Below are 22,586 nucleotides of genomic sequence, written 5' to 3'. Positions count from 1 at the left end.
TTCATGTTTCGCAAGTAGCCTGAAAGGCTTTCAGCCTACAAAACTTTAGTCATTAAAAAATAACTTGGTATAAATGGGTGTTTTATTTTCCGGTAGGAGAAATATTTTTTCCCAATAGGAGAAAAATAATTTAGTAACTTGTTGGCAGAATTAAGGGTTTCCTTTTCGTACCCGGACAGTATCAGGTCCGTACCAACTCCGTACCAAATTCGGTTAGAAGTACCCCTATCCGACTATGGTACGGAGCAAATAGGGACTTGAACCCTCTTGGGTACGTCTCTGACAGGATGCTGAACAGCATGCGAAACTTAAATCATTTATGCACCAAGTTTTTTTTAAGTGTTACTAAAAGGAATTTGGATAAAACAAATGGCAAATAAAGTAAGGCAATATACGCCGAATGCGCTTCCTTTGCATAAACTTTTAAATGTAATGGTATGAAGAAAATTCTACGAGTAATCTTACTATGCTCGCTTTTTGCGACAACTACTTTTGCGCAGCAACAGCAACAACGACAACCGCTGCCTGCCGAACAAGAAATCCCTTTGGAATATGGTGCTGACCATTTAGGAAAACGCCATGATGCCGCCATGCAGAAATTTCGTGATAATAGGTTAGGAGCATTTATACACTGGGGGCTTTATGCCATTCCCGGTGGAGAGTGGAACGGTAAGGTGTACAACGGAGCCGCCGAATGGCTGAAATCATGGGCCAAAGTACCGGCTGACGAATGGATGAAGCTGATGGAGCAGTGGAACCCTGAAAAGTTCAATGCCAAAACTTGGGCTAAGATGGCTAAGAAAATGGGTGTGAAGTATGTGAAAATTACCACCAAGCATCACGAAGGATTCTGCCTGTGGCCCAGCAAATACAGCCGATATACCGTGGCGCAAACTCCGCATAAGAGAGACGTGTTAGGCGAAATGGTGAAGGCTTATAATGATGAGGGAATAGACGTTCACTTCTACTTCTCGGTGATGGACTGGAGTAATCCGGACTATCGTTACGACATCAAGTCGAAGGAAGATGAAGTTGCCTTTGCCCGCTTCCTAGAGTTTACGGACAATCAGCTCAAGGAACTCGCCACTCGCTATCCCACAGTGAAGGACTTCTGGTTTGATGGAACTTGGGATGCCAGCATCAAGAAGAATGGTTGGTGGACGGCACATGCCGAGCGCATGCTCAAAGAAATGCTTCCGGGAGTAACCGTTAACAGCCGCCTGCGTGCTGACGACTACGGCAAGCGCCACTTCGACAGCAACGGGCACCTGATGGGCGATTATGAATCGGGCTATGAGCGGCGGTTACCCCATCCGGTGAAAGATCTGAAGGTGACCCGCTGGGACTGGGAAGCCGTGATGACTGTGCCCGAAAATCAATGGGGATATCACAAAGACTGGTCCATCAGTTACGTGAAAACACCACTGGAAGTGTTGGAACGCATCGTACATGCCGTGTCTATGGGCGGCAACATGGTGGTGAACTTCGGCCCGCAACCCGATGGTGACTTCCGTGCCGAGGAAAAGAACTTGGCCGAAGCCATCGGCAAGTGGATGCAGCGATACGGCGAATGCATTTATGGATGCGACTATGCCGGCTGGGAAAAGCAAAGCTGGGGATACTTCACCCGCAAGGACAAGCAGGTATATATGGTGGTATTCAATCCGCCCTACTCGCAAAAATTGGTGGTAAAGACGCCGAAAGGAACTAAAATCACAAAGGCCGAACTGCCGGACGGTGAAGAAATAGGCGTGATTGAAATCGCTCGAAATGAATATAACGTGAGCATGCCCCGGAAGCAACCTACGGAACCGTTCGTCATCCGGCTACAGATAGAAGACGCCGCCAGTGCGGCAGACAAATACCGGGATGCGCTGACTTAAGAAAGTAATGCTATGACACTGAAAAGAAATATAATACTTTGTTTCTTAATATTGGCAATGTCCGCAATGTCTTATGCAGGTGAATCCCGTCAGACTACCGGACAGGAAGACCGCAGATTGTGGGTCAGTATCCTTGTGAAAATCTCTGATCCTGTGTTGACAAATCTTGCCAATGGAACATTACGGGCCAATATGCCTCAAGAATCATTGGATAGTAAACGCGGTCACAAATTTTCCCATTTAGAAGCATTCGGGAGAACGATATGCGGAATAGCACCGTGGCTCGAGTTGGGGGCTGATGATACGGAAGAAGGTAAGTTAAGGGAAAGATACATCCGTCTGACATTAAAGGGGTTGGCTAATGCCGTCGACCCTGCTTCGCCTGATTATCTGGACTTCAAGACACCTTATCAGCCTTTGGTAGATGCCGCCTTCTTATCGCTTGGCATATTGCGGGCGCCTACCCAGTTATGGGGAAGGCTGGATAAGCAAGTACAAGACAATCTGCTGACCGAGTTGAAGCATACCCGTTCCATCAAACCGTTCCAAAGCAACTGGTTGCTGTTCGCTTCCATCATTGAAGCCACGCTATTGGAGTTGACAGGTGAGTGTGACCGCGAACGATTGTTATATGGAGTGGAAATGTTTCGCGATAAATGGTATATAGGAGATGCAAACTATGGTGACGGACCCCATTATCATGCCGATTACTATAACAGCTTTGTCATTCATCCCCTGTTGACGGAGATACTGCGCGTCATGGATAAACACCGGATACCGGGAGCCGACTTCCTGCCCACCCAGATGAGACGTCTTGCACGTTATGCAGCACAACAGGAAAGGGTGATTTCACCGGAAGGTGCTTATCCTGTCATCGGACGTTCCATTGTTTATCGCGTAGGTGCATTTCATGCTTTGGGACATGCTGCGCTGCTACATAACTTGCCGGTGTCCGTCAAACCTGCCCAGGTGCGTTGTGCCTTGACGGCAGTTATCAAACGCCAGTTTGCCGCGCCTCGTACTTACGACGATCAAGGTTGGTTGCGCATTGGTTTTGCCGGCAGTCAGATTGAAATGTCCGAGTCTTATATCAATACCGGAAGTGTTTATCTCTGTACATTCGGTTTTGTTGCATTGGGCTTGCCGCAAACCGATCCTTTCTGGAACGAAGCTTTCACTTCATGGACTTCGTTAAAAGCCTGGAACGGGGAGAGCGTAAAGGCTGATCATGCTTTATGAGGTTCGACTTTATTAATTATCAAATAACCTTTATTAATCTTTCAAACAAACTCTGGATTTATGAGAAACAATTTTGTTAAGATATTAGTTCTCTTTCTATTATTCGGAACCGGTGTGTCTGCACAAGATCCTGCCAAGACACTGCCAGCTGATTTGGAAATTCCTCTGAAATACGGTGCTGAGCGTTTAGAAAAGCGCCAGGATGCATCCATGCGGAAGTTTCGTGACAATAGATTGGGGCTTTTCATTCATTGGGGGCTTTATGCCATTACCAGTGGTGAATGGAACGGTAAGCTTTACGACGGACCTTCTTCTTTTTTATTGAAATCGGCAAATATCACGCCTAAGGAATGGATGAAGCTGATGGATAGGTGGAATCCGACGAATTTCGATGCTTTCCGGTGGGCGCAGATGGCAAAAAGGATGGGCGTAAAATATCTAAAGATAACGACTAAACATCACGATGGCTTTTGTTTGTGGCCGAGTGCATATAGCAAATATACTGTAGCTCAGACTCCCGGTAAGAGAGATATTATCGGTGAACTTGTAAAGGCTTTCGATGCGGAAGGTATTGATGTACATTTGTATTATTCGATATTGGACTGGAGCCATCCTGATTTCAGATATTCGATAAAGAGTAAAGAAGACAGCATTGCGTTCAGTCGTTTCCTGGAGTTCGCGGAGAATCAGATAAAAGAACTTGCCACACGCTATCCTACGGTGAAAGATTTCTGGTTCGACGGAACGTGGGATGCAAGCTTTAAAGAGAACGGGTGGTGGAGTGCCCATATCGAAAAAATGTTGAAGGAGATGATACCGGGGATCACTGTGAACAGTCGTTTGCGGGCTGATGATTATGGTAAACGGCATTTTGACAGCAACGGTCACCTGATGGGTGATTACGAATCGGGTTATGAACGTCGTTTGCCCGATCCCGTGAAGGACGTTGGTATTACCCGCCACGATTGGGAAGGCTATATGACTTTGCCGGAAAACCAATGGGGATATCACAAAGATTGGACGCTCAGTTATGTGAAGACTCCTTTTGAGGCTATACAACGCATTGCACATGCCACATCTATGGGAGGGAATTTGGTTATAAACTTCGGACCGAAACCCGAAGGTGACTTTCGACAGGAAGAACTGGAAATGGCAGATATCGTTGGCAAATGGATGAAAAAAAATGGTGAATGTATTTATGGGTGTGACTATGCCGGTCTTGCCAAGCAAGATTGGGGATATTATACCCGAAGCAAAGACGGTACCATATATATGATTGTATTTAATATTCCTTATTCCGGCAATTTAGTAGTAAAAATGCCCAAAGGCACTCGGATAGAGAAAGCTATTTTATTGGAGAAAGGACGAAAAGTGGATATCGTGGAAACTTCAAGAGACGAATACAATGTGTGTATGCCAGTCAAAGATCCTGGTGAGCCTTTCGTCATCAAACTGCAGATAGAGGAAAATGTAGATGTTGAGGATAAATACTGGGATGCATTGACTTAAGTATCTTACCCTTATTTTGAACGCTAAATATAATTATGTTATGAAGAAGTTTTTTCTTTTTATATTTTTCTTCTTATCGAGTGTTATGCAGACCGTTGATGCGCAGCAAAACTTTGATAAGGCTACCATAAAATCCATTATGAAACAGGTGGCTGACTGGCAGATTGCCAATCCTAACAAGGGAGCAGAGCACGATGATCTGGACTGGACACATGCCGCTCTATACATGGGCATGCTGGATTGGGCGGAACTGACAGAAAAAGAAGACGGAGATGACTCATATTACCAGTGGTTGCTCCGCATCGGGCGGCGCAATCATTTTCAAGTAGGAAAGTGGATGTATCATGCAGATTTTATTGCCGTAGGACAGCCTTTTATCGACCTTTACAATAAATATGGCAATAAGAAGATGATAGCTCCCGTTATGGCACGTGCCAACTGGGTGGTAGATAATCCTGCTGAAACGACATTGGAACTGAATTACGGTAAATTGGAGACTTTGGATCGCTGGTCCTGGTGTGATGCATTATTTATGGCTCCCCCTGTATATGCCAAACTTTATGTGCTGACCAAGGACAAGAAGTACCTGGATTTTCTGAACAAAGAGTACAAAGCCAGTTACGACTACCTGTATGATAAGGAAGAACATCTGTTTTATCGCGATTGCCGTTATTTCTCCAAGCGTGAAGCTAATGGTGAGAAAGTGTTTTGGGGACGAGGCAACGGTTGGGTACTGGGAGGATTGGCTGAAATATTGCAGACACTTCCCCGGACTGAACCCTCACGAGCCTTTTATCAGGATTTGTTTGTGACCTTGGCTACCCGTGTAGCCGGTTTGCAGAGTCCGGATGGGTATTGGCATGCCAGTTTGCTTGATCCTGCATCTTATCCGTCGCCTGAAACAAGCGCCACCGGTTTTATCGTTTATGCGTTTGCTTATGGGGTGAACGAGGGGCTGCTTGATAAAGCAACCTTTATGCCGGTGATAGAGAAGGGATGGCAAGCACTGGTGGATGCGGTGGAACCGACCGGTAAACTGGGCTATGTACAGCCCATTGGTGCCGACCCGCGTAAAGTGACGCGGGATATGACCGAAGTCTATGGAGTCGGAGCTTTTTTGTTATCCGGATGCCAGATTTATAAGATGGCAGGCAAATAATCCTCCTGTCAGTGGTTAATGTAGAAATGAAATAAAACAATTACCTGATAATGAAGAATAATATATTGTTTCTATTAATCGTTTTGATGATGTCAGGCATATCCGATAAGATGAATGCGCGGGAAGTGACATCATTCAATGACGGTTGGGAGTTTAAGAAAGGGCCTTTCTCGAAAGAAACTATGCAGGCCGTGCAGAAATGGAATACGGATTGGCAAGAAGTAACCATCCCTCATACGTGGAATGCCGATGATATGCAGAAAAAGGTGTCTGCTTTCTATGAAGGTGCAGCCTATTACCGGAAAAAGTGCACTTTCCCCGAAAGTCTGGAAGGTAAACGTATCTTCCTGCGCTTTGAAGGTGTAGGTTCGTGTGCCGAGGTTTATGTCAATGGGTATCTGGCCGGCACGCATAAAGGAGCTTATTCCGCTTTTGTATGCGAGATTGGTTCGCAGGTGAAGTTCGGCAAGGAAAATGAGATTGTAGTGAAGGCAGACAATACCGCACGCCTTGATGTCATTCCCACGAATCACGTATTGTTTGGTGTCTATGGTGGAATCTACCGCCCTGTATGGCTGGTGGTGACGGAACCTTGTAATATCGTTGTGAATGATCATGCCTCTTCCGGCGTGTATATTACCCAAAAGAATGTTTCAAAGAAATCGGCCGAAGTGACTGTAAGGGTGAAAGTGGACAATGCAACGTTGGCCCCGGTTCCTTTGATATTGGAGAATGCTGTATATGACAGAAACGGTAAATTGGTGAAGAAGCATAGCCAGGCTTTTGAACTTACTCCGCAGGGGGTACAAAACTATTCCTCGCATTTTAAACTGAACAGTCCCCACCTATGGCAAGGACGTGAAGATCCTTATTTGTACAAAGTCGTATCACGCCTGATGCAGGACGGACAGGTAATAGACGAGGTGGTTCAACCGCTGGGGCTTCGTAAGTACGAAGTGGTAGCAGGTAAAGGCTTCTTTCTGAATGGAAAGCAGTATCCCATGTATGGTGTAACCCGCCATCAGGATTGGTGGGGGTTGGGTAGTGCATTGACTAATAAAGAACATGATTTTGACTTGGAGCAGATTATGGATATCGGTGCAACTACTGTTCGCTTTGCGCATTATCAGCAGTCCGATCACCTTTACTCGCGTTGTGATACGCTGGGATTGATTATCTGGGCGGAGATTCCTTTTGTGAACCGTGTTTCCGGGCAAGAGTGGGATAATGCCCATCAACAAATGCGCGAACTTATCCGCCAGAGTTTTAATCATCCTTCCATCTACGTGTGGGGAATCCATAACGAGGTGTATCATCCGCACGGTTATACTGCGTCTCTTACCCAATCCATCCATGACCTCTGCAAACAGGAAGATCCTGACCGCTATACGGTATCGGTCAACGGCTATGGCCATGTCAATCATCCTGTCAATCAAAATGCGGATATACAAGGCATGAACCGCTACTTCGGTTGGTACGAAAGGAAAATTCAGGATATCAAACCGTGGATAGAGAAGATGGAACAGGAATACCCCTGGCAACGATTGATGCTGACTGAATATGGTGCGGATGCCAATCTTGATCATCAGACTGAAATCCTGGGTGATGCCTTGAATTGGACAAGTCCTTTCTATCCGGAGACTTTCCAGACTAAAACGCACGAATATCAATGGAGCGTTATTGCCCAACATCCTTATATTATAGCTTCCTACTTATGGAACATGTTTGATTTTGCGGTACCGACCTCGAAAAGGGGGAGTGTAGATGCCCGTAATATGAAAGGACTGATGACTTTTGACCGTAAAATAAAGAAAGACTCCTACTTCTGGTATAAAGCGAACTGGAGCAAAGAGCCGGTTCTCTACCTGACGCAACGCAGGAATGCCGTGCGTGAGAGGAAAGAGACCTCTGTTACAGTGTACTCTAATATGGGTGCTCCAAAGGTGTATCTCAACAATCAGGAACTGACGGGTGCCCGCAAAGGCTATACGGATGTGCATTATATATTCGATAAGGTAGTGTTGAATGACGGAAAGAATATGCTGAAAGCAGTCATTTCCTATCAGGGAAAAGAGTATTCGGATGAAATCGAATGGAACTACCATGGAGAGTGCAACCGGGAGGCTGAATTCTTTGAGTTCAAGAAAGAGCACGGCAGTTGGTAATTCCCTTGTCAACTGAAGACTTGTTGGTTAAGGTAGAATACTTATGAGATTGAATAACTTTTATTTAAATATTGAAATATGAATAACTTTAAATTATTACTGTTAGGGCTTTGCGTGATGATGTGCGCATGCTCAACGCAAACTTCCACTCGGCAGACTAATGAGTATGGCACGAACTGGCAGTGGGAAAAAGGAACTATTGTGGTAGAAACACCCGAACGTCCGGCCGGACAAAAGAGTGTGTTGGGACTGACTACTCCGAAGATGGAAGGTGTACGTGTTGGATTTGTAGGCTTGGGCATGCGTGGTCCCGGTGCCGTGAAACGTTTTACGTATATACCGGGCACACAAGTTGTAGCCTTATGCGATTATGATCGATCACGTGCAGAGAACTGCCAGAAATATTTGAAAGAGGCGTCTATGCCGAAGGCAGCCGTCTATTCGGGAGAGAAAGGTTATGAAGAACTTTGCAAGCGCGATGATATAGACTTGGTTTATATTGCCGCGGACTGGTTGCATCACTTCTCTGTGGCTAAATGTGCTTTAGAGAACGGCAAGCATGTAGCTATAGAAGTGCCTTCAGCCATGAATTTGCAGGAATGCTGGGATTTGATTAACATGAGTGAAGCTAATCGCAAGCATTGCTTCATCTTGGAGAACTGCTGTTACGACTGGTATGAAATGAATACACTGAATATGGCGCAGCATGGTGTGTTTGGTGAGATAATCCGTGCACAAGGTGCTTATATCCACAACCTTGCTCCGTTCTGGAATCATTACTGGAAAGCAGGCGAGAACGATAAATTGGGCTGGCGTCTGGATTATAACATGAAGCACCGGGGTGATGTATATGCCACTCACGGCCTTGGTCCGGTGGCGCAAGCGCTTGATATTCATCGTGGCGACCGTATGAAAACGTTGGTAGCCATGGACACCAAATCCTTCATAGGCAAGGCATTGGTGGAAGAAAGAACGGACTCTGTATGTGATAACTTCCGTAATGGCGATCACACTACGACTATGATTCGTACGGAGAACGGCAAGGTTATCGAAATTCAGCACAACGTAATGACACCGCAACCTTATAATCGCCTGTACCAGCTTACCGGCACAAAAGGTTTCGCCAATAAATATCCGGTCAGAGGATATGCTCTCGATGCAGATCAGTTGGCTGCTTCGGGCGTCCAGCCTAAGGTAGACGACTTGAATTCACACGGATTCTTGCCGAAGGCTGAGATGGATGCGCTTGTAGAGAAATACAGGCATCCGATATTGACGAAATATGGTGAATTGGCTCAGAAAGTAGGCGGTCACGGAGGAATGGACTTCATTATGGATTGCCGTCTGGTGTACTGCTTGCAAAACGGATTGCCGTTGGATATGGATGTATACGACTTGGCGGAATGGTGTTGTCTGGCCGAACTTGGAACGCTCTCTATGGATAATAACTGTGCCGCCGTGGCATTTCCCGATTTCACCCGTGGTGAATGGAATGTAGTGAAAGGCTACAAACATGCTTATGCAAGTCCTGAAGACGAGAAGATTGCTGAAGAAAAAGCGGAAGCTTTCACTGCTGAACTGAAAAAGCGGGGAGCTGAAGAATGGGCGGAAGCTGAAAATTAAATAATAGCTGGTCTTTGGGGATGAGTGGTTGGTAGGAAAGCGTTTGCCGGTACACTAACCACTTATTTTTTATGCATATGAAAGTGATAAAATAAGATTTAAAAGCGGCGTTTACTTACGATTAATCATAATAATCTCATTTTTTTCTTCAAATTGTTTGGAGTTTATAAAAAAGCCCTTACCTTTGCAGCACGATTAACGAAAACAGTAAAGTAAATAAAGTTATGAACTTACATACATCTATTAACCTGGCAGTCCTGCATATTATTCGCGTCGTGGTCCTGGAATCAAGAGCGTGAGAAAGGTTGTGTATGTATTCGTACGTTAAGATATCAATTTAGGAGCCTTTCTCACCATATGTGAGGAAGGCTTTTTAATTAAAAGGAGATTTGAAGATGAAACACCAATTACGCAGTTCGTTCAGCACGCAAGGCCGCCGTATGGCAGGGGCTCGTGCGTTGTGGATGGCAAATGGCATGAAGAAAGAGCAATTAGGAAAACCTATTATCGCAATTGTCAACTCATTTACACAGTTTGTCCCGGGACATGTGCATCTGCACGAAATCGGACAACAGGTGAAAGCTGAGATTGAGAAGCTGGGATGCTTTGCTGCCGAATTCAACACGATTGCCATTGACGATGGTATTGCGATGGGACACGATGGAATGCTTTATTCGCTTCCTTCACGTGACATCATTGCCGACAGCGTAGAGTATATGGTGAATGCGCATAAAGCGGATGCAATGGTTTGCATCAGTAACTGCGACAAGATTACTCCGGGTATGTTGATGGCAGCAATGCGCCTTAATATCCCTACTGTATTCGTTTCAGGCGGACCGATGGAAGCCGGCGAATGGAACGGCCAGCATCTGGATCTGATCGATGCTATGATTAAGTCGGCTGATGAAAGTGTAAGTGATGCCGATGTAGCTCAGATAGAACAACATGCTTGTCCTTCTTGTGGTTGTTGTTCCGGTATGTTTACCGCTAACTCGATGAACTGTCTGAACGAAGCTATCGGACTGGCATTGCCGGGCAATGGTACGATTGTGGCTACTCATGCCAATCGTACGCAACTGTTCAAGGATGCTGCCAAACTGATTGTTGAAAATGCTTATAAATATTATGAAGATGGGGATGACAGTGTGCTTCCCCGTAGCATCGCTACCCGTCAGGCTTTTCTGAATGCCATGACGCTGGATATTGCGATGGGTGGTTCTACCAACACAGTGCTTCACCTCTTGGCTGTAGCGCACGAGGCAGAGGTAGATTTCAGTATGGATGACATTGACATGTTGTCACGTAAGACTCCCTGTCTGTGTAAGGTTGCCCCGAATACTCAGAAGTATCACATTCAAGACGTAAATCGTGCCGGAGGCATCATCGCTATTATGAGCGAGCTTGCCAAAGGCGGATTAGTCGATACGAGCGTAAAGCGTGTAGACGGTAGGTCGCTGGCGGATGTAATCGATAAATACGGTATTACCAGCCCGAATGTTTGCGAAGAAGCTGTGAAGAAATATAAGAGCGCTGCTGCCGGAAAGTTTAATCTGGTACTGGGTTCGCAGGATGTCTATTATAAAGAATTAGATACTGACCGTGCCGGAGGTTGTATTCGCGATCTGGAACATGCTTACAGCAAAGACGGTGGTTTGGCAGTACTGAAAGGTAATATCGCTCAGGATGGTTGTGTAGTGAAAACAGCAGGTGTGGATGAAAGTATCTGGAAATTTACGGGTCCTGCTAAAGTGTTCGACTCACAAGACGCTGCTTGCGAAGGCATCCTTGCCGGAAAAGTGGTCAGCGGTGATGTTGTGGTCATCACACACGAAGGTCCGAAAGGCGGTCCCGGTATGCAGGAAATGCTCTATCCGACTTCTTATATCAAATCGCGCCATCTGGGCAAGGAATGTGCACTGATTACTGACGGTCGTTTTAGTGGCGGTACGTCAGGATTGAGTATCGGACATATTTCTCCCGAAGCAGCTGCCGGAGGTAATATCGGTAAGATTCAGGATGGTGACATCATCGAGATTGATATTCCCGGACGCGCTATTAACGTCAAACTGACGGATGAGGAACTGGCTGCCCGCCCGATAACTCCCGTCACCCGTCAACGCGAAGTCTCAAAGAGTCTGAAGGCATATGCCAGCATGGTAAGTTCTGCCGATAAGGGTGCAGTGAGACTGATTGATTAACCGAGAATTGACAAATGAAATAGAATTCCATTATCCATTAATAGAATGAAAGATATAATAACAGGCGCTGAAGCATTGATGCGTTCCTTGGAACATCAGGGAGTAAAGACCATTTTCGGATATCCGGGTGGCTCCATCATGCCGGTATTTGACGCTTTATACGACCATCGGAAGACATTGAATCACATCTTGGTTCGACACGAACAGGGTGCTACTCATGCCGCGCAAGGTTTTGCCCGCGTATCAGGCGAAGTAGGTGTTTGCCTGGTGACGAGTGGTCCCGGAGCGACGAATACGATAACAGGTATCGCAGATGCTATGATAGACAGTACCCCTTTGGTAGTAATTGCCGGTCAGGTAGGTACGGGATTCCTTGGGACGGATGCTTTCCAGGAAGTTGACCTGGTAGGTATTACGCAGCCTATCACGAAGTGGAGTTATCAGATACGTAGTGCCGAGGATGTGCCTTGGGCCGTGGCTCGTGCTTTTTATATTGCCAAAAGCGGTCGTCCCGGTCCTGTTGTACTGGACTTTGCCAAGAATGCACAAGTAGAGAAGAGTGAATATGCTCCTGCCAAGTTGGATTACATCCGTAGTTACCAGCCTGTTCCCGAAATGGATGAAGAGGCTGTGAGACAGGCTGCTGAACTGATCAATAGCGCTGAACGTCCGTTGGTGTTGGTAGGACAGGGTGTTGAGTTAGGTGATGCACAACAGGAACTGCGTGCCTTTATCGAAAAAGCTGGAATGCCTGCCGGTTGTACCCTGTTAGGACTTTCTGCTTTGCCTACTGCACATCCTTTAAATAAAGGTATGCTGGGGATGCACGGTAACTTGGGACCGAACATCAATACGAATAAGTGTGATGTACTTATTGCCGTAGGTATGCGCTTTGACGACCGTGTAACCGGAAAGTTGGATACGTATGCCAAACAGGCGAAAATCATTCATTTCGATATAGACCCTGCTGAGATAGATAAGAATGTGAAGACAGATATTGCCGTGTTGGGTGACTGTAAGGAGACTCTTGCTGCCGTTACGGCACTTCTGAAACCTGCTACTCACCAGGAATGGCTGGATAGCTTCTTACCTTACGAGAAAGTAGAGGAAGAAAAGGTGATCCGTCCTGAATTGCATCCGGCAAGCAAATCCTTGAGTATGGGAGAAGTGATCCGTGCCGTAAGTGAGGCAACGAATCATGAAGCTGTATTGGTTACTGATGTTGGTCAGAATCAGATGATGTCTGCCCGTTACTTTAAGTATAGTAAGGAACGCAGTATTGTAACTTCCGGTGGATTGGGTACAATGGGCTTCGGACTTCCCGCAGCAATCGGTGCAACTTTCGGACGTCCCGACCGCACTGTATGTGTATTTATGGGTGATGGTGGTCTGCAAATGAACATTCAGGAGATGGGAACCATTATGGAACAGAAAGCTCCCGTTAAGATGATCTTGCTGAATAATAACTTCCTGGGTAATGTACGCCAGTGGCAAGCGATGTTCTTCAATCGTCGCTATTCGTTCACTCCGATGCTGAATCCGGATTATATGAAGATAGCTTCTGCCTACGACATTCCTTCACGCCGTGTAATGACGCGTGAAGAACTGAAAGGTGCAATAGAGGAAATGCTTGCTACGGACGGTCCGTTCCTGTTGGAAGCCTGCGTTATGGAAGAAGGCAATGTGTTGCCGATGACACCTCCGGGTGGTTCGGTAAACCAGATGTTGTTGGAATGCTAATTTTATTCTTCGTTCTTAATTCTTAATTTAGTATGGATAAGACATTATATACGATAATCGTTCATTCAGAGAACTTCGCCGGTTTGCTGAACCAAGTAACCGCAGTGTTTACCCGTCGCCAGATCAATATCGAGAGTCTGAATGTTTCGGCTTCGTCCATCAAGGGCGTACATAAGTACACCATTACCGCATGGACGGATAAAGACACCATTGAGAAAGTAACCAAGCAAATCACCAAGAAGATAGATGTGCTGCAAGCACACTACTTCACGGATGATGAGATCTATCAGCATGAGATTGCATTGTATAAGATAACAACCCCGATACTGGAAGAAAAACCGGAGGTATCGAAAGTGATCCGTAAGTATAATGCACGTATTGTAGAGGTGAATGCTGTGTTTGCTATCGTAGAAAAGAATGGTATGGGTGAAGAAATTACCAATCTTTATGACGAATTGCGTGCCCTCGACTGTGTACTTCAGTTTGTTCGTTCGGGACGTGTGGCTATCACTACCAGTTGCTTCGAGCGTGTGAACGAATACCTTGCCGACCGTGAAACGAAATACCGATTGAAAAAAGAAAAGGAGCGAAATAATGAGTGAGAATAGTAGTAAGATTGGAAAGTATCAGTTTGTAGCGGAGCCATTCCATGTGGACTTTACCGGACGCCTTACCATGGGCGTATTAGGAAACCATTTGTTGAATTGTGCCGGTTTTCATGCCAGTGACCGTGGATTCGGTATAGCCACGCTGAATGAAGACAACTACACATGGGTACTCTCCCGCCTTGCCATCGAACTGGATGAAATGCCTTTTCAATATGAGGACTTTACCATCTGGACTTGGGTGGAGAATGTATACCGTCTTTTCACAGATCGTGACTTTGCCTTGTTGGACAAAGACGGAAAGAAGATTGGTTATGCGCGTTCCGTATGGGCCATGATTAACCTCAATACCCGCAAGCCTGCCGATTTGCTGGCATTGCACGGAGGTAGCATTGTAGATTATGTGTGCGATGAACCTTGTCCTATCGAGAAACCTTCACGCATCAAAGTGACTTCTACCGAACCGGTAGCTACATTGAAAGCTAAATACAGTGATATCGACATCAACGGACACGTGAACAGTATCCGCTACATCGAACATATCATGGACTTGTTTCCGATAGAGATGTATAAGGAAAAGCGTATCCGTCGTTTTGAAATGGCTTACGTAGCCGAAAGTTATTACGATGACGAGCTCACGCTTTATAAAGATGAATTGGGAGACGGAGCTTTCGATATTGAAGTGAAAAAGAATGGCAGCGAAGTCGTTTGTCGTTCGAAAGTGATATTTACAGAGAAATAATTTTATTAATCATTAGCTGGCGCAAGCCACAAATAAAAAACTAAAAAAGAAAATGGCACAATTGAATTTTGGCGGTGTTACTGAGAACGTAATGACCCGCGAAGAATTTCCTTTGGAAAAAGCACGTGAAATTTTGAAAGATGAAACAATTGCAGTGATCGGTTATGGTGTACAGGGACCGGGACAGGCGTGCAATCTGCGCGATAATGGTTTCAATGTAATCGTTGGACAGCGTCCGGGTAAGACTTATGAGAAGGCAATTGCTGACGGATGGGTACCGGGTGAAACACTGTTTGGTATTGAGGAGGCTTGTGAGAAAGGTACTATCATTATGTGCTTGTTGTCTGATGCAGCCGTAATGTCTGTATGGCCTACGATCAAACCTTACCTGACTCCGGGAAAAGCTCTTTACTTCTCTCATGGTTTTGCTATTACTTGGAACGACCGTACAGGTGTAGTTCCTCAGAAAGATATCGATGTAATTATGGTAGCTCCTAAAGGTTCGGGTACTTCATTGCGTACCATGTTCCTCGAAGGTCGTGGCTTGAACTCTTCTTACGCTATCTATCAGGATGCTACAGGCAAGGCTATGGATCGTACCATCGCATTGGGTATCGGTATAGGTTCAGGATATTTGTTTGAAACTACTTTCCAACGTGAAGCTACTTCTGACCTGACAGGTGAGCGTGGTTCATTGATGGGAGCTATTCAGGGATTGCTGTTGGCTCAGTATGAAGTATTGCGTGAAAACGGTCATACTCCGTCAGAAGCATTCAATGAAACTGTAGAAGAATTGACTCAGTCATTGATGCCGTTGTTCGCAAAGAATGGTATGGACTGGATGTATGCTAACTGTTCAACTACTGCACAACGCGGTGCTCTGGACTGGATGACTCCGTTCCACGATGCTATCAAGCCGGTAGTACAGAAATTGTATGCAAGCGTTAAGTCTGGTAATGAGGCTCAGATCTCTATCGACAGCAATTCTCAACCTGATTATCGTGAGAAGCTGAACGAAGAACTTCGTCAGTTGCGCGAAAGCGAAATGTGGCAGACAGCTGTTACGGTTCGTCAGTTGCGTCCGGAAAATAACTAATCCTTCTTGGAAGAAATGAGAGGAGTAATGCAAGTTGCTCCTCTCATTTTGTATAACAAAGTATGAAATTGCCGGAAGCATAACTTCTTTTGGGGTAAAACATATGTAATTACCCAAAACATACGATCTGTTTGGACAAAATAGACTATGTAATGTGAGCAAATACATTATCTATTTCGGAAAAAGAGTAATTGTTGATCATCTTTTGCTAAATATTGCATATTATAATAATTTATTTTTCGAATAATGTAATAAGTGAATATAATTTGCTACTTTTGTACCGAATTGACAACATAAAACATATTGCTATGACGAAGAAAGCAAACTTCTATGCAATACATGGCGCATTCTACTATTTACTATGCAGTGTATTGGTTATTTTGATGGTATCTGGATGTACCCGTGATGTTTATGATCCTAATGGTGGTGGTGAAGATAAACCTAATTCTTTTGATTTTTCCACTACTTCTACTATTCAGTTGAATGTGAAGTATGATGTTCCTGAAGGTTATAAAGTGCTTTTTAATGTCTATTTTGAAGATCCGTTTACTATAGATGAAAATGGACAGACTGTTTTGCGTACTGATATAAACCCTGCGATTACCCGTATGACTGATGAGAATGGTGAGTATCACGCCAAAGAAATTGTGGCGGCAGATCACGGAGCGGATGCTTATATCTATACTTCGTATGTTGGAGTTCCGGGATTGGTGCGGACTACTATAACGGACAATGTGATTAATGCTGATATTGAATGGGAATTGACTAATAATACTCCGGAGACACGCGCTGCTGCAGTTACGTGGAATGCTCCTAACGGGTTTGGTGTTCTGGGAACGTGGCAAACTAATGGTCGTCCGAATTATCTGAATACTGAAGGAGAACTGAAATTATCCAATACTATATTGAATACTATTAGAAAAGTGATTCCAGAAGGGGGAAATTGCCCTGTTGATTATCGCCAGTCTGTAGATTTTGAAGTGAATGATCCTGAAAAAAGAGATGTTGAAGTTTCCGTTCGCTTTATTGGAGGAACCAGTTCAGCTGCAAGTGCTTTTGGTTACTACTGTTATAGGGGTGAAGCTACTAAAGCGAAAATAGCAGCTACAAAGAAGTATATTATATTTCCTAATACGCATACCCGAGATGCTAAAGCAAAACCTGTTGGTTTGAAGGGGGGAGAATGTGTCAAACTGCATTATATTGATGAGAATGGAGTAGATCAGGGTACTGTATTTCCTAATGGAGTAAAGATAGGCTGGTTTCTTTTTAATGATTCTTTTAAGAAGAACGGTAATAAAGGAAATATAACTCTTTATTCAACTCCTAAAGCGAACTCTAATGGGCGTACATATACGGCTGCTTTCCGTATCAATGATTTTGTAGTGCTATCATTTGAAGATTATACGATTGATCAGGATTATAATGATGTACAGTTTAATGTCTGGTCCAATCCTATAGAAGCGATAGCTCCTGAGGTTCCGGAGGTAAAACCTGATCCGGGAACAGATGATGACCGTTCTGTCGCCTATCGCATGACTTATAAAGGAATTTTAGCTTTTGAAGACAACTGGCCCAATAAAGGTGATTATGATTTGAACGATGTTATTGTGAAGTATAATTCTGTCCTGTCGTTTAATACGAGTAACCAGGTACTTTCTACAGAAGATACATTTACAGCACTTTGGTCTGGAGCTTCCTTTAAAAATGGTTTTGCTTATCAGATGAATACGGATCATTCGAATGTAGTTACTGAGTTTGACAACATTTCAGATACCAGTCAGGGTTTGGACCGCGAACTTGCCAAAGCTACGGTTAATGTGTTTACTAATGCTCTTTCGGCTACAGAGAATAATACAAAGACAGCATCTTATAAGATTAAAAATACCCTGACTACTCCTGTAGATCATGAAACTTTCGGAGTAGCTCCTTATAATCCGTTTATCATGGTTCATGAGAATTTGGGTAGCAATCGTTGTGAAGTTCATCTGGTAAACTATAAGCCAACAGAAAAAGCTAATATGAGTTTGTTCCATACAGGCAAAGACTTGTCTTCGCCAAACAATGGTATCTACTATGTGGCGGCAGAGAATTATCCATTCGCCATTCAGTTGGTTGATGCGGAAGATTTTAGTACCACTGAAACCGAAAGTGTAGATATTACTTATCCGGAGTTTATCAAATGGGTGAAATCTAACGGTAGCGAGTATAAGGATTGGTATAAGAAATAAAAGCGGGAGGCTTTTCTGGGAAATAAGAGATTGCGCAATTTCATGTAGGAAATGACTTGTATGAAGTTGCGCAATCTTTTTTATGTTTTTGAAATCTGTTGGATATGCTCAATAAGTTTGTGATAGAATTTATGATGCTTTAGTGTATTAACTTCACCCAGTATCACCAGCTTCATTCGGGCACGGGTTATGGCGACATTCATTCTTCGCAGGTCGTTGAGGAAGCCTATCTGTCCTTCTTCATTGGCACGTACAAGGCTGATGAAGATGACATCACGTTCCTGTCCCTGGAAACCATCTACAGTGTTAACTGTGAGTAGACTGCGATAGGGTTTGAGTGACCCGCTTGCTTTAATCTTATTACGGAGATATTGCACCTGCGCTTTGTAAGGAGAGATGATACCGAAATCAATCCGTTCTTCTAAGACACGCTTTCCGCCGATCCGGTTAATATAAACTTTTAATTCCTGAAGCAGCAAATCGGCTTCTGCTTTATTGATACGCCCAAAGGTTTCACCTACGAATTCTTCCTTAAAGTCCATTTCAGAGGTATCTATCCAACTGATAGGCGTATCCCAATCGAGAATGCCGCGGTATCGTATTTCCGGAGCCGCTTCCAGTTCTCCGTTGTAAAACCATTGTGAGGGGAATTTCATGATCTCCTCATGCATACGGTATTGTACTTTCAATAGGGAGACGGTACTGGGTTTATTGGCAACGACTCTTTCCATCAATGTAGATTCCAGTCCTCCACGGGCAGCTTCATAACATTTTATAGTAGGTGGAAGCTGGCAATGATCGCCTGCCAGCACTACACGGTCGGCCTTGCGGATAGCTATCCAGCAAGCAGCTTCTAAGGCTTGAGCGGCTTCATCAATAAAGAGTGTACCGAAGCGATGTCCGTTTAATATGCGGTGATTGCTACTGACGAGGGTGGAGGTTATGACATGGGCATTGTCGAAAAGATCGGCATTGATTTGTATTTCCAATTGTGTGGCACGATCACGCAGACGGCTCATGCGATTGCGGGCACTTTCCCGTTCCTCATAACTGCCCCGATGTTTTCCGCCCATTTCACGTATGGCTTTGCGGATACTCCATAATTCAGAGTAAGCCGGATGTCCTTCAAAGCGGCGTTCATACGTGAAAGAAAGCATCTTGTCATTTACTCGGGTAGGATTACCAATGCGCAGAACATTCACACCACGGTCTACGAGTTTTTCACTGATCCAGTCGACAGCTGTATTACTTTGGGCGCAAACCAGTACTTGAGGTTCGCGGTGTAATGTTTCATAGATGGCTTCTACAAGAGTAGTAGTTTTTCCTGTTCCCGGAGGGCCGTGTACTATAGAGACATCACGTGAGTACAACACTTTATTCACTGCATTCTCTTGTGTGGAGTTCAGCCAGGGAAAACGGACAGGGTAAAGTTCACGGAATCCAGGTTTCAGAGTTCCCAACATAATATCTCTTAATTCTGCTAATCGATTACCCTTGGCACGAATTACATCGGAGAGGGCTTCGAACATAGTGCGGTAGGACGTTTCATCAAAATAAAGCTGCACTCCGAGGTTTTCGGCAGATTGCACTTCCAGTATAGCACCTGCACCGGGCATCGCAACAACCATGCGGGTTTCGTTGGCATAGCTGATGGTACCGATGGAATTGAAATAAGTAATCTTCCCATCATATCCTTTGCGGAAAAAACAGACGGGACGCCCGAATTCAAAATTATGTTCTATATCAGTATCCTCCGTATGTGTAATTTCTATTACTAATTGATTCAGCGAATTGTAGTAACTTCGTCCGGGAGTGGCAGGATACCAACAGAGTCCCCGTTTCACCTTGCGGGCGATACCCATGGTTTCAGTCTGCCTTTTGAATTCTTCTTTTTCGAATTCATATTCCATACGCAGGAGCAGTTCTTGTCGCTGAAGATGATCGGTTGGAGAAGGGAACTTGTTATTCATATATAATAATGATAGAGGCTGATAAATTATCATTTATCGCCCAAATTTTTCGCAAAGGTAATCATTCTTCGCTTTTGAAGGAAGAAAAGTTTTAATTTGTTAAACCTTTAACGATTTTAGTTTGTTTATTATATTAATTTGTAATCTTTACAATATTGAAAAACTAAAAAATAAATGTGATTATGGTGTATGACGTAACTATGTTAAAGGCCTTTTATGCTTCTTATAAGGGGAAAATGGAACACGTGCGGGCGGTACTGCAACGTCCGCTGACATTAGCAGAAAAGATTTTGTATACTCATCTGTTTGATGAGAAGGGAGTAAAAGACTACAAACGGGGAGAAGATTATGTAAACTTCCGCCCTGACCGTGTAGCAATGCAGGATGCAACCGCACAAATGGCATTGCTGCAATTTATGAATGCAGGTCGCGAACAAGTTGCCGTACCTTCGACAGTACATTGCGACCATCTGATACAGGCCTATAGAGGAGCTCGGGAAGATATTGCCACTGCTACCAAGACAAATGAAGAAGTATACGATTTCTTGCGTGATGTTTCTTCCCGATACGGTATCGGTTTCTGGCAGCCGGGTGCGGGTATTATACATCAGGTAGTATTGGAAAATTATGCATTTCCTGGTGGAATGATGGTAGGAACGGACTCTCATACACCCAATGCAGGTGGTTTGGGTATGGTTGCTATCGGTGTCGGCGGTGCCGATGCGGTGGATGTGATGACCGGTATGGAATGGGAATTGAAAATGCCTCGCTTGATTGGTGTACATCTGAAAGGTGCACTAAATGGTTGGGTGGCTCCCAAAGATGTAATTCTGAAGTTGGCAGGTATCCTGACGGTTAAAGGTGGTACAAATGCAATCATTGAATATTTTGGACCGGGCACGGCTTCTTTGTCCGCTACCGGTAAGGCAACTATTTGTAATATGGGTGCCGAAGTCGGTGCCACCACGTCACTTTTTCCTTATGATGATCGTATGGCTACTTATCTGAAAGCTACCGGAAGAGAAGAAGTGGCAGAGATGGCTGATTCTGTGGCGGGGGATCTTCGTGCAGATGCCGACATCATGATTGCCCCGGAGAAGTATTACGATCAGGTAATTGAGATTGACCTTTCCAGGCTGGAACCTTATATTAATGGTCCTTTTACTCCCGATGCCGCTACGCCTATTTCTGAGTTAGCAGAAAAAGTATTGGTTAACGGTTATCCGCGTAAGATGGAAGTCGGATTGATAGGTTCATGCACCAATTCATCCTATCAGGATTTAAGTCGTGCCGTTTCCCTGGCCCGCCAGGTTGAAGAGAAACATCTGAAAGTAGCTGCTCCCCTGATTGTGAACCCCGGTTCCGAACGGATACGTGCTACGGCAGAGCGGGATGGGATGATAGATACTTTTGAGAAAGTCGGTGCTACAATTATGGCAAACGCCTGTGGTCCCTGTATTGGTCAGTGGAAACGTGAGACAGACAACCCTACTCGTAAGAATTCTATCGTAACCTCTTTCAACCGTAATTTTGCCAAACGTGCAGACGGTAATCCGAATACGTATGCCTTTGTCGCTTCCCCCGAATTGACGATGGCACTGACGATTGCCGGAGACCTTTGTTTCAATCCGCTGACAGATGTATTGGTGAATCGCGAAGGAGAAAAGGTAAAGCTTTCCGAGCCCGTGGGTGAAGAATTGCCGCCGAAAGGATTTGCCGAAGGTAGTGAAGGGTATATGGCTCCCAGTTGTGAGAAGACGGAAATCAATGTGAACCCTCATTCACAACGACTCCAATTGTTACAACCATTCCCTGCCTGGGAAGGAACTGATTTGCTTAATATGCCATTACTGATTAAGGCACAGGGCAAGTGTACTACAGACCATATCTCAATGGCAGGTCCGTGGCTTCGGTTCCGTGGACATCTGGAGAATATCTCAGACAATATGCTGATGGGTGCTGTGAATGCTTTCAATGGAGAAACTAACAGTGTCTGGAATCGTTCGACTAATACGTACGGTCCGGTTTCCGGTACGGCAAAGATGTATAAGTCTGAAAGGATTTCTTCCATTGTAGTAGCCGAAGAAAACTATGGTGAAGGTTCCAGTCGTGAACATGCTGCTATGGAACCCCGTTTCCTGAATGTCCGTGTGATCCTGGCAAAGAGTTTTGCCCGTATCCATGAAACGAACCTAAAGAAACAAGGTATGCTGGCATTGACTTTTGTGGATAAAGCCGATTATGATAAGATTCAGGAACATGATTTGATTTCGGTAATCGGATTGACGGACTTTGCTCCCGGCCGTAATCTTAAGATTGTCCTTCACCACGAAGATGGTACTAAGGATAGCTTCGAGGCTCAACATACGTATAATGAACAGCAGATAGGCTGGTTCCGTGCCGGTTCTGCTCTTAATGCAAGATAG

At 44.7% G+C, this 22,586-nt stretch carries 14 protein-coding genes; 13 read left to right on the top strand and 1 reads right to left on the bottom strand.

Annotated elements, in window-relative coordinates; genetic code table 11:
- The first annotated feature begins 437 nt into the window (after positions 1-437).
- The 12 genes from BACINT_RS01115 (at position 438) to BACINT_RS01060 (ending at position 18,190) form a co-directional block, all read left to right on the top strand.
- Positions 438-1,883 carry an alpha-L-fucosidase gene (locus BACINT_RS01115; protein ID WP_007659923.1) on the top strand — a complete coding sequence of 482 codons (1,446 nt, stop codon included), beginning with the start codon at positions 438-440 and terminating at the stop codon, positions 1,881-1,883.
- 57 nt (positions 1,884-1,940) lie between these two features.
- Complete coding sequence (locus BACINT_RS01110; RefSeq protein WP_394330153.1) at positions 1,941-3,122, top strand: DUF2264 domain-containing protein; 1,182 nt, start codon at positions 1,941-1,943, stop codon at positions 3,120-3,122.
- A gap of 60 nt (positions 3,123-3,182) precedes the next feature.
- Positions 3,183-4,631 (top strand): alpha-L-fucosidase, encoded by a 1,449-nt coding sequence (locus BACINT_RS01105; RefSeq protein ID WP_007659919.1) that lies wholly within the window; start codon positions 3,183-3,185, stop codon positions 4,629-4,631.
- A 40-nt stretch (positions 4,632-4,671) separates the two neighbouring features.
- Positions 4,672-5,790, top strand: a complete 1,119-nt coding sequence (locus tag BACINT_RS01100; protein ID WP_007659917.1) for a glycoside hydrolase family 88/105 protein — start codon at positions 4,672-4,674, stop codon at positions 5,788-5,790.
- A gap of 86 nt (positions 5,791-5,876) precedes the next feature.
- Positions 5,877-7,955: a glycoside hydrolase family 2 protein gene (locus BACINT_RS01095; RefSeq protein WP_394330152.1), complete on the top strand. Its 2,079-nt coding sequence runs from the start codon at positions 5,877-5,879 to the stop codon at positions 7,953-7,955.
- Between the two features lie 78 nt (positions 7,956-8,033).
- Positions 8,034-9,578, top strand: a complete 1,545-nt coding sequence (locus tag BACINT_RS01090; RefSeq protein ID WP_007659914.1) for a Gfo/Idh/MocA family protein — start codon at positions 8,034-8,036, stop codon at positions 9,576-9,578.
- Between the two features lie 395 nt (positions 9,579-9,973).
- Positions 9,974-11,776, top strand: a complete 1,803-nt coding sequence (gene ilvD, locus BACINT_RS01085) for a dihydroxy-acid dehydratase (RefSeq protein ID WP_044154588.1) — start codon at positions 9,974-9,976, stop codon at positions 11,774-11,776.
- A 45-nt stretch (positions 11,777-11,821) separates the two neighbouring features.
- Positions 11,822-13,516 carry a biosynthetic-type acetolactate synthase large subunit gene (gene ilvB / locus BACINT_RS01080; protein WP_007659912.1) on the top strand — a complete coding sequence of 565 codons (1,695 nt, stop codon included), beginning with the start codon at positions 11,822-11,824 and terminating at the stop codon, positions 13,514-13,516.
- 32 nt (positions 13,517-13,548) lie between these two features.
- On the top strand, positions 13,549-14,118 hold the full coding sequence (ilvN, locus tag BACINT_RS01075; RefSeq protein ID WP_007659911.1) for an acetolactate synthase small subunit: 570 nt from the start codon (positions 13,549-13,551) through the stop codon (positions 14,116-14,118).
- Positions 14,111-14,863 carry an acyl-[acyl-carrier-protein] thioesterase gene (locus BACINT_RS01070; protein WP_007659910.1) on the top strand — a complete coding sequence of 251 codons (753 nt, stop codon included), beginning with the start codon at positions 14,111-14,113 and terminating at the stop codon, positions 14,861-14,863. The genes ilvN and BACINT_RS01070 overlap by 8 nt, the downstream gene beginning before the upstream one ends.
- Before the next feature lie 52 nt (positions 14,864-14,915).
- A complete protein-coding gene (gene ilvC / locus BACINT_RS01065; RefSeq protein ID WP_007659909.1) occupies positions 14,916-15,959 on the top strand; it encodes a ketol-acid reductoisomerase in 1,044 nt (347 codons plus the stop codon).
- A gap of 308 nt (positions 15,960-16,267) precedes the next feature.
- Positions 16,268-18,190 (top strand): LruC domain-containing protein, encoded by a 1,923-nt coding sequence (locus tag BACINT_RS01060; protein WP_007659908.1) that lies wholly within the window; start codon positions 16,268-16,270, stop codon positions 18,188-18,190.
- 80 nt (positions 18,191-18,270) lie between these two features.
- Here the strand turns inward: BACINT_RS01060 and BACINT_RS01055 are convergent, their stop codons facing one another.
- Positions 18,271-20,160 (bottom strand): AAA domain-containing protein, encoded by a 1,890-nt coding sequence (locus BACINT_RS01055; protein WP_007659905.1) that lies wholly within the window; start codon positions 20,158-20,160, stop codon positions 18,271-18,273.
- 182 nt (positions 20,161-20,342) lie between these two features.
- Between BACINT_RS01055 and BACINT_RS01050 the strand changes: the two genes are divergently transcribed.
- Positions 20,343-22,586, top strand: coding sequence for an aconitate hydratase (locus BACINT_RS01050; RefSeq protein ID WP_007659903.1), 2,244 nt, complete (start codon positions 20,343-20,345; stop codon positions 22,584-22,586).

The organism is Bacteroides intestinalis DSM 17393, from assembly GCF_000172175.1.
Lineage (GTDB): Bacteria > Bacteroidota > Bacteroidia > Bacteroidales > Bacteroidaceae > Bacteroides > Bacteroides intestinalis.
The sequence above is the reverse complement of the archived record's forward strand: the minus strand, read 5'-3'. Positions and strand labels throughout refer to the sequence as shown.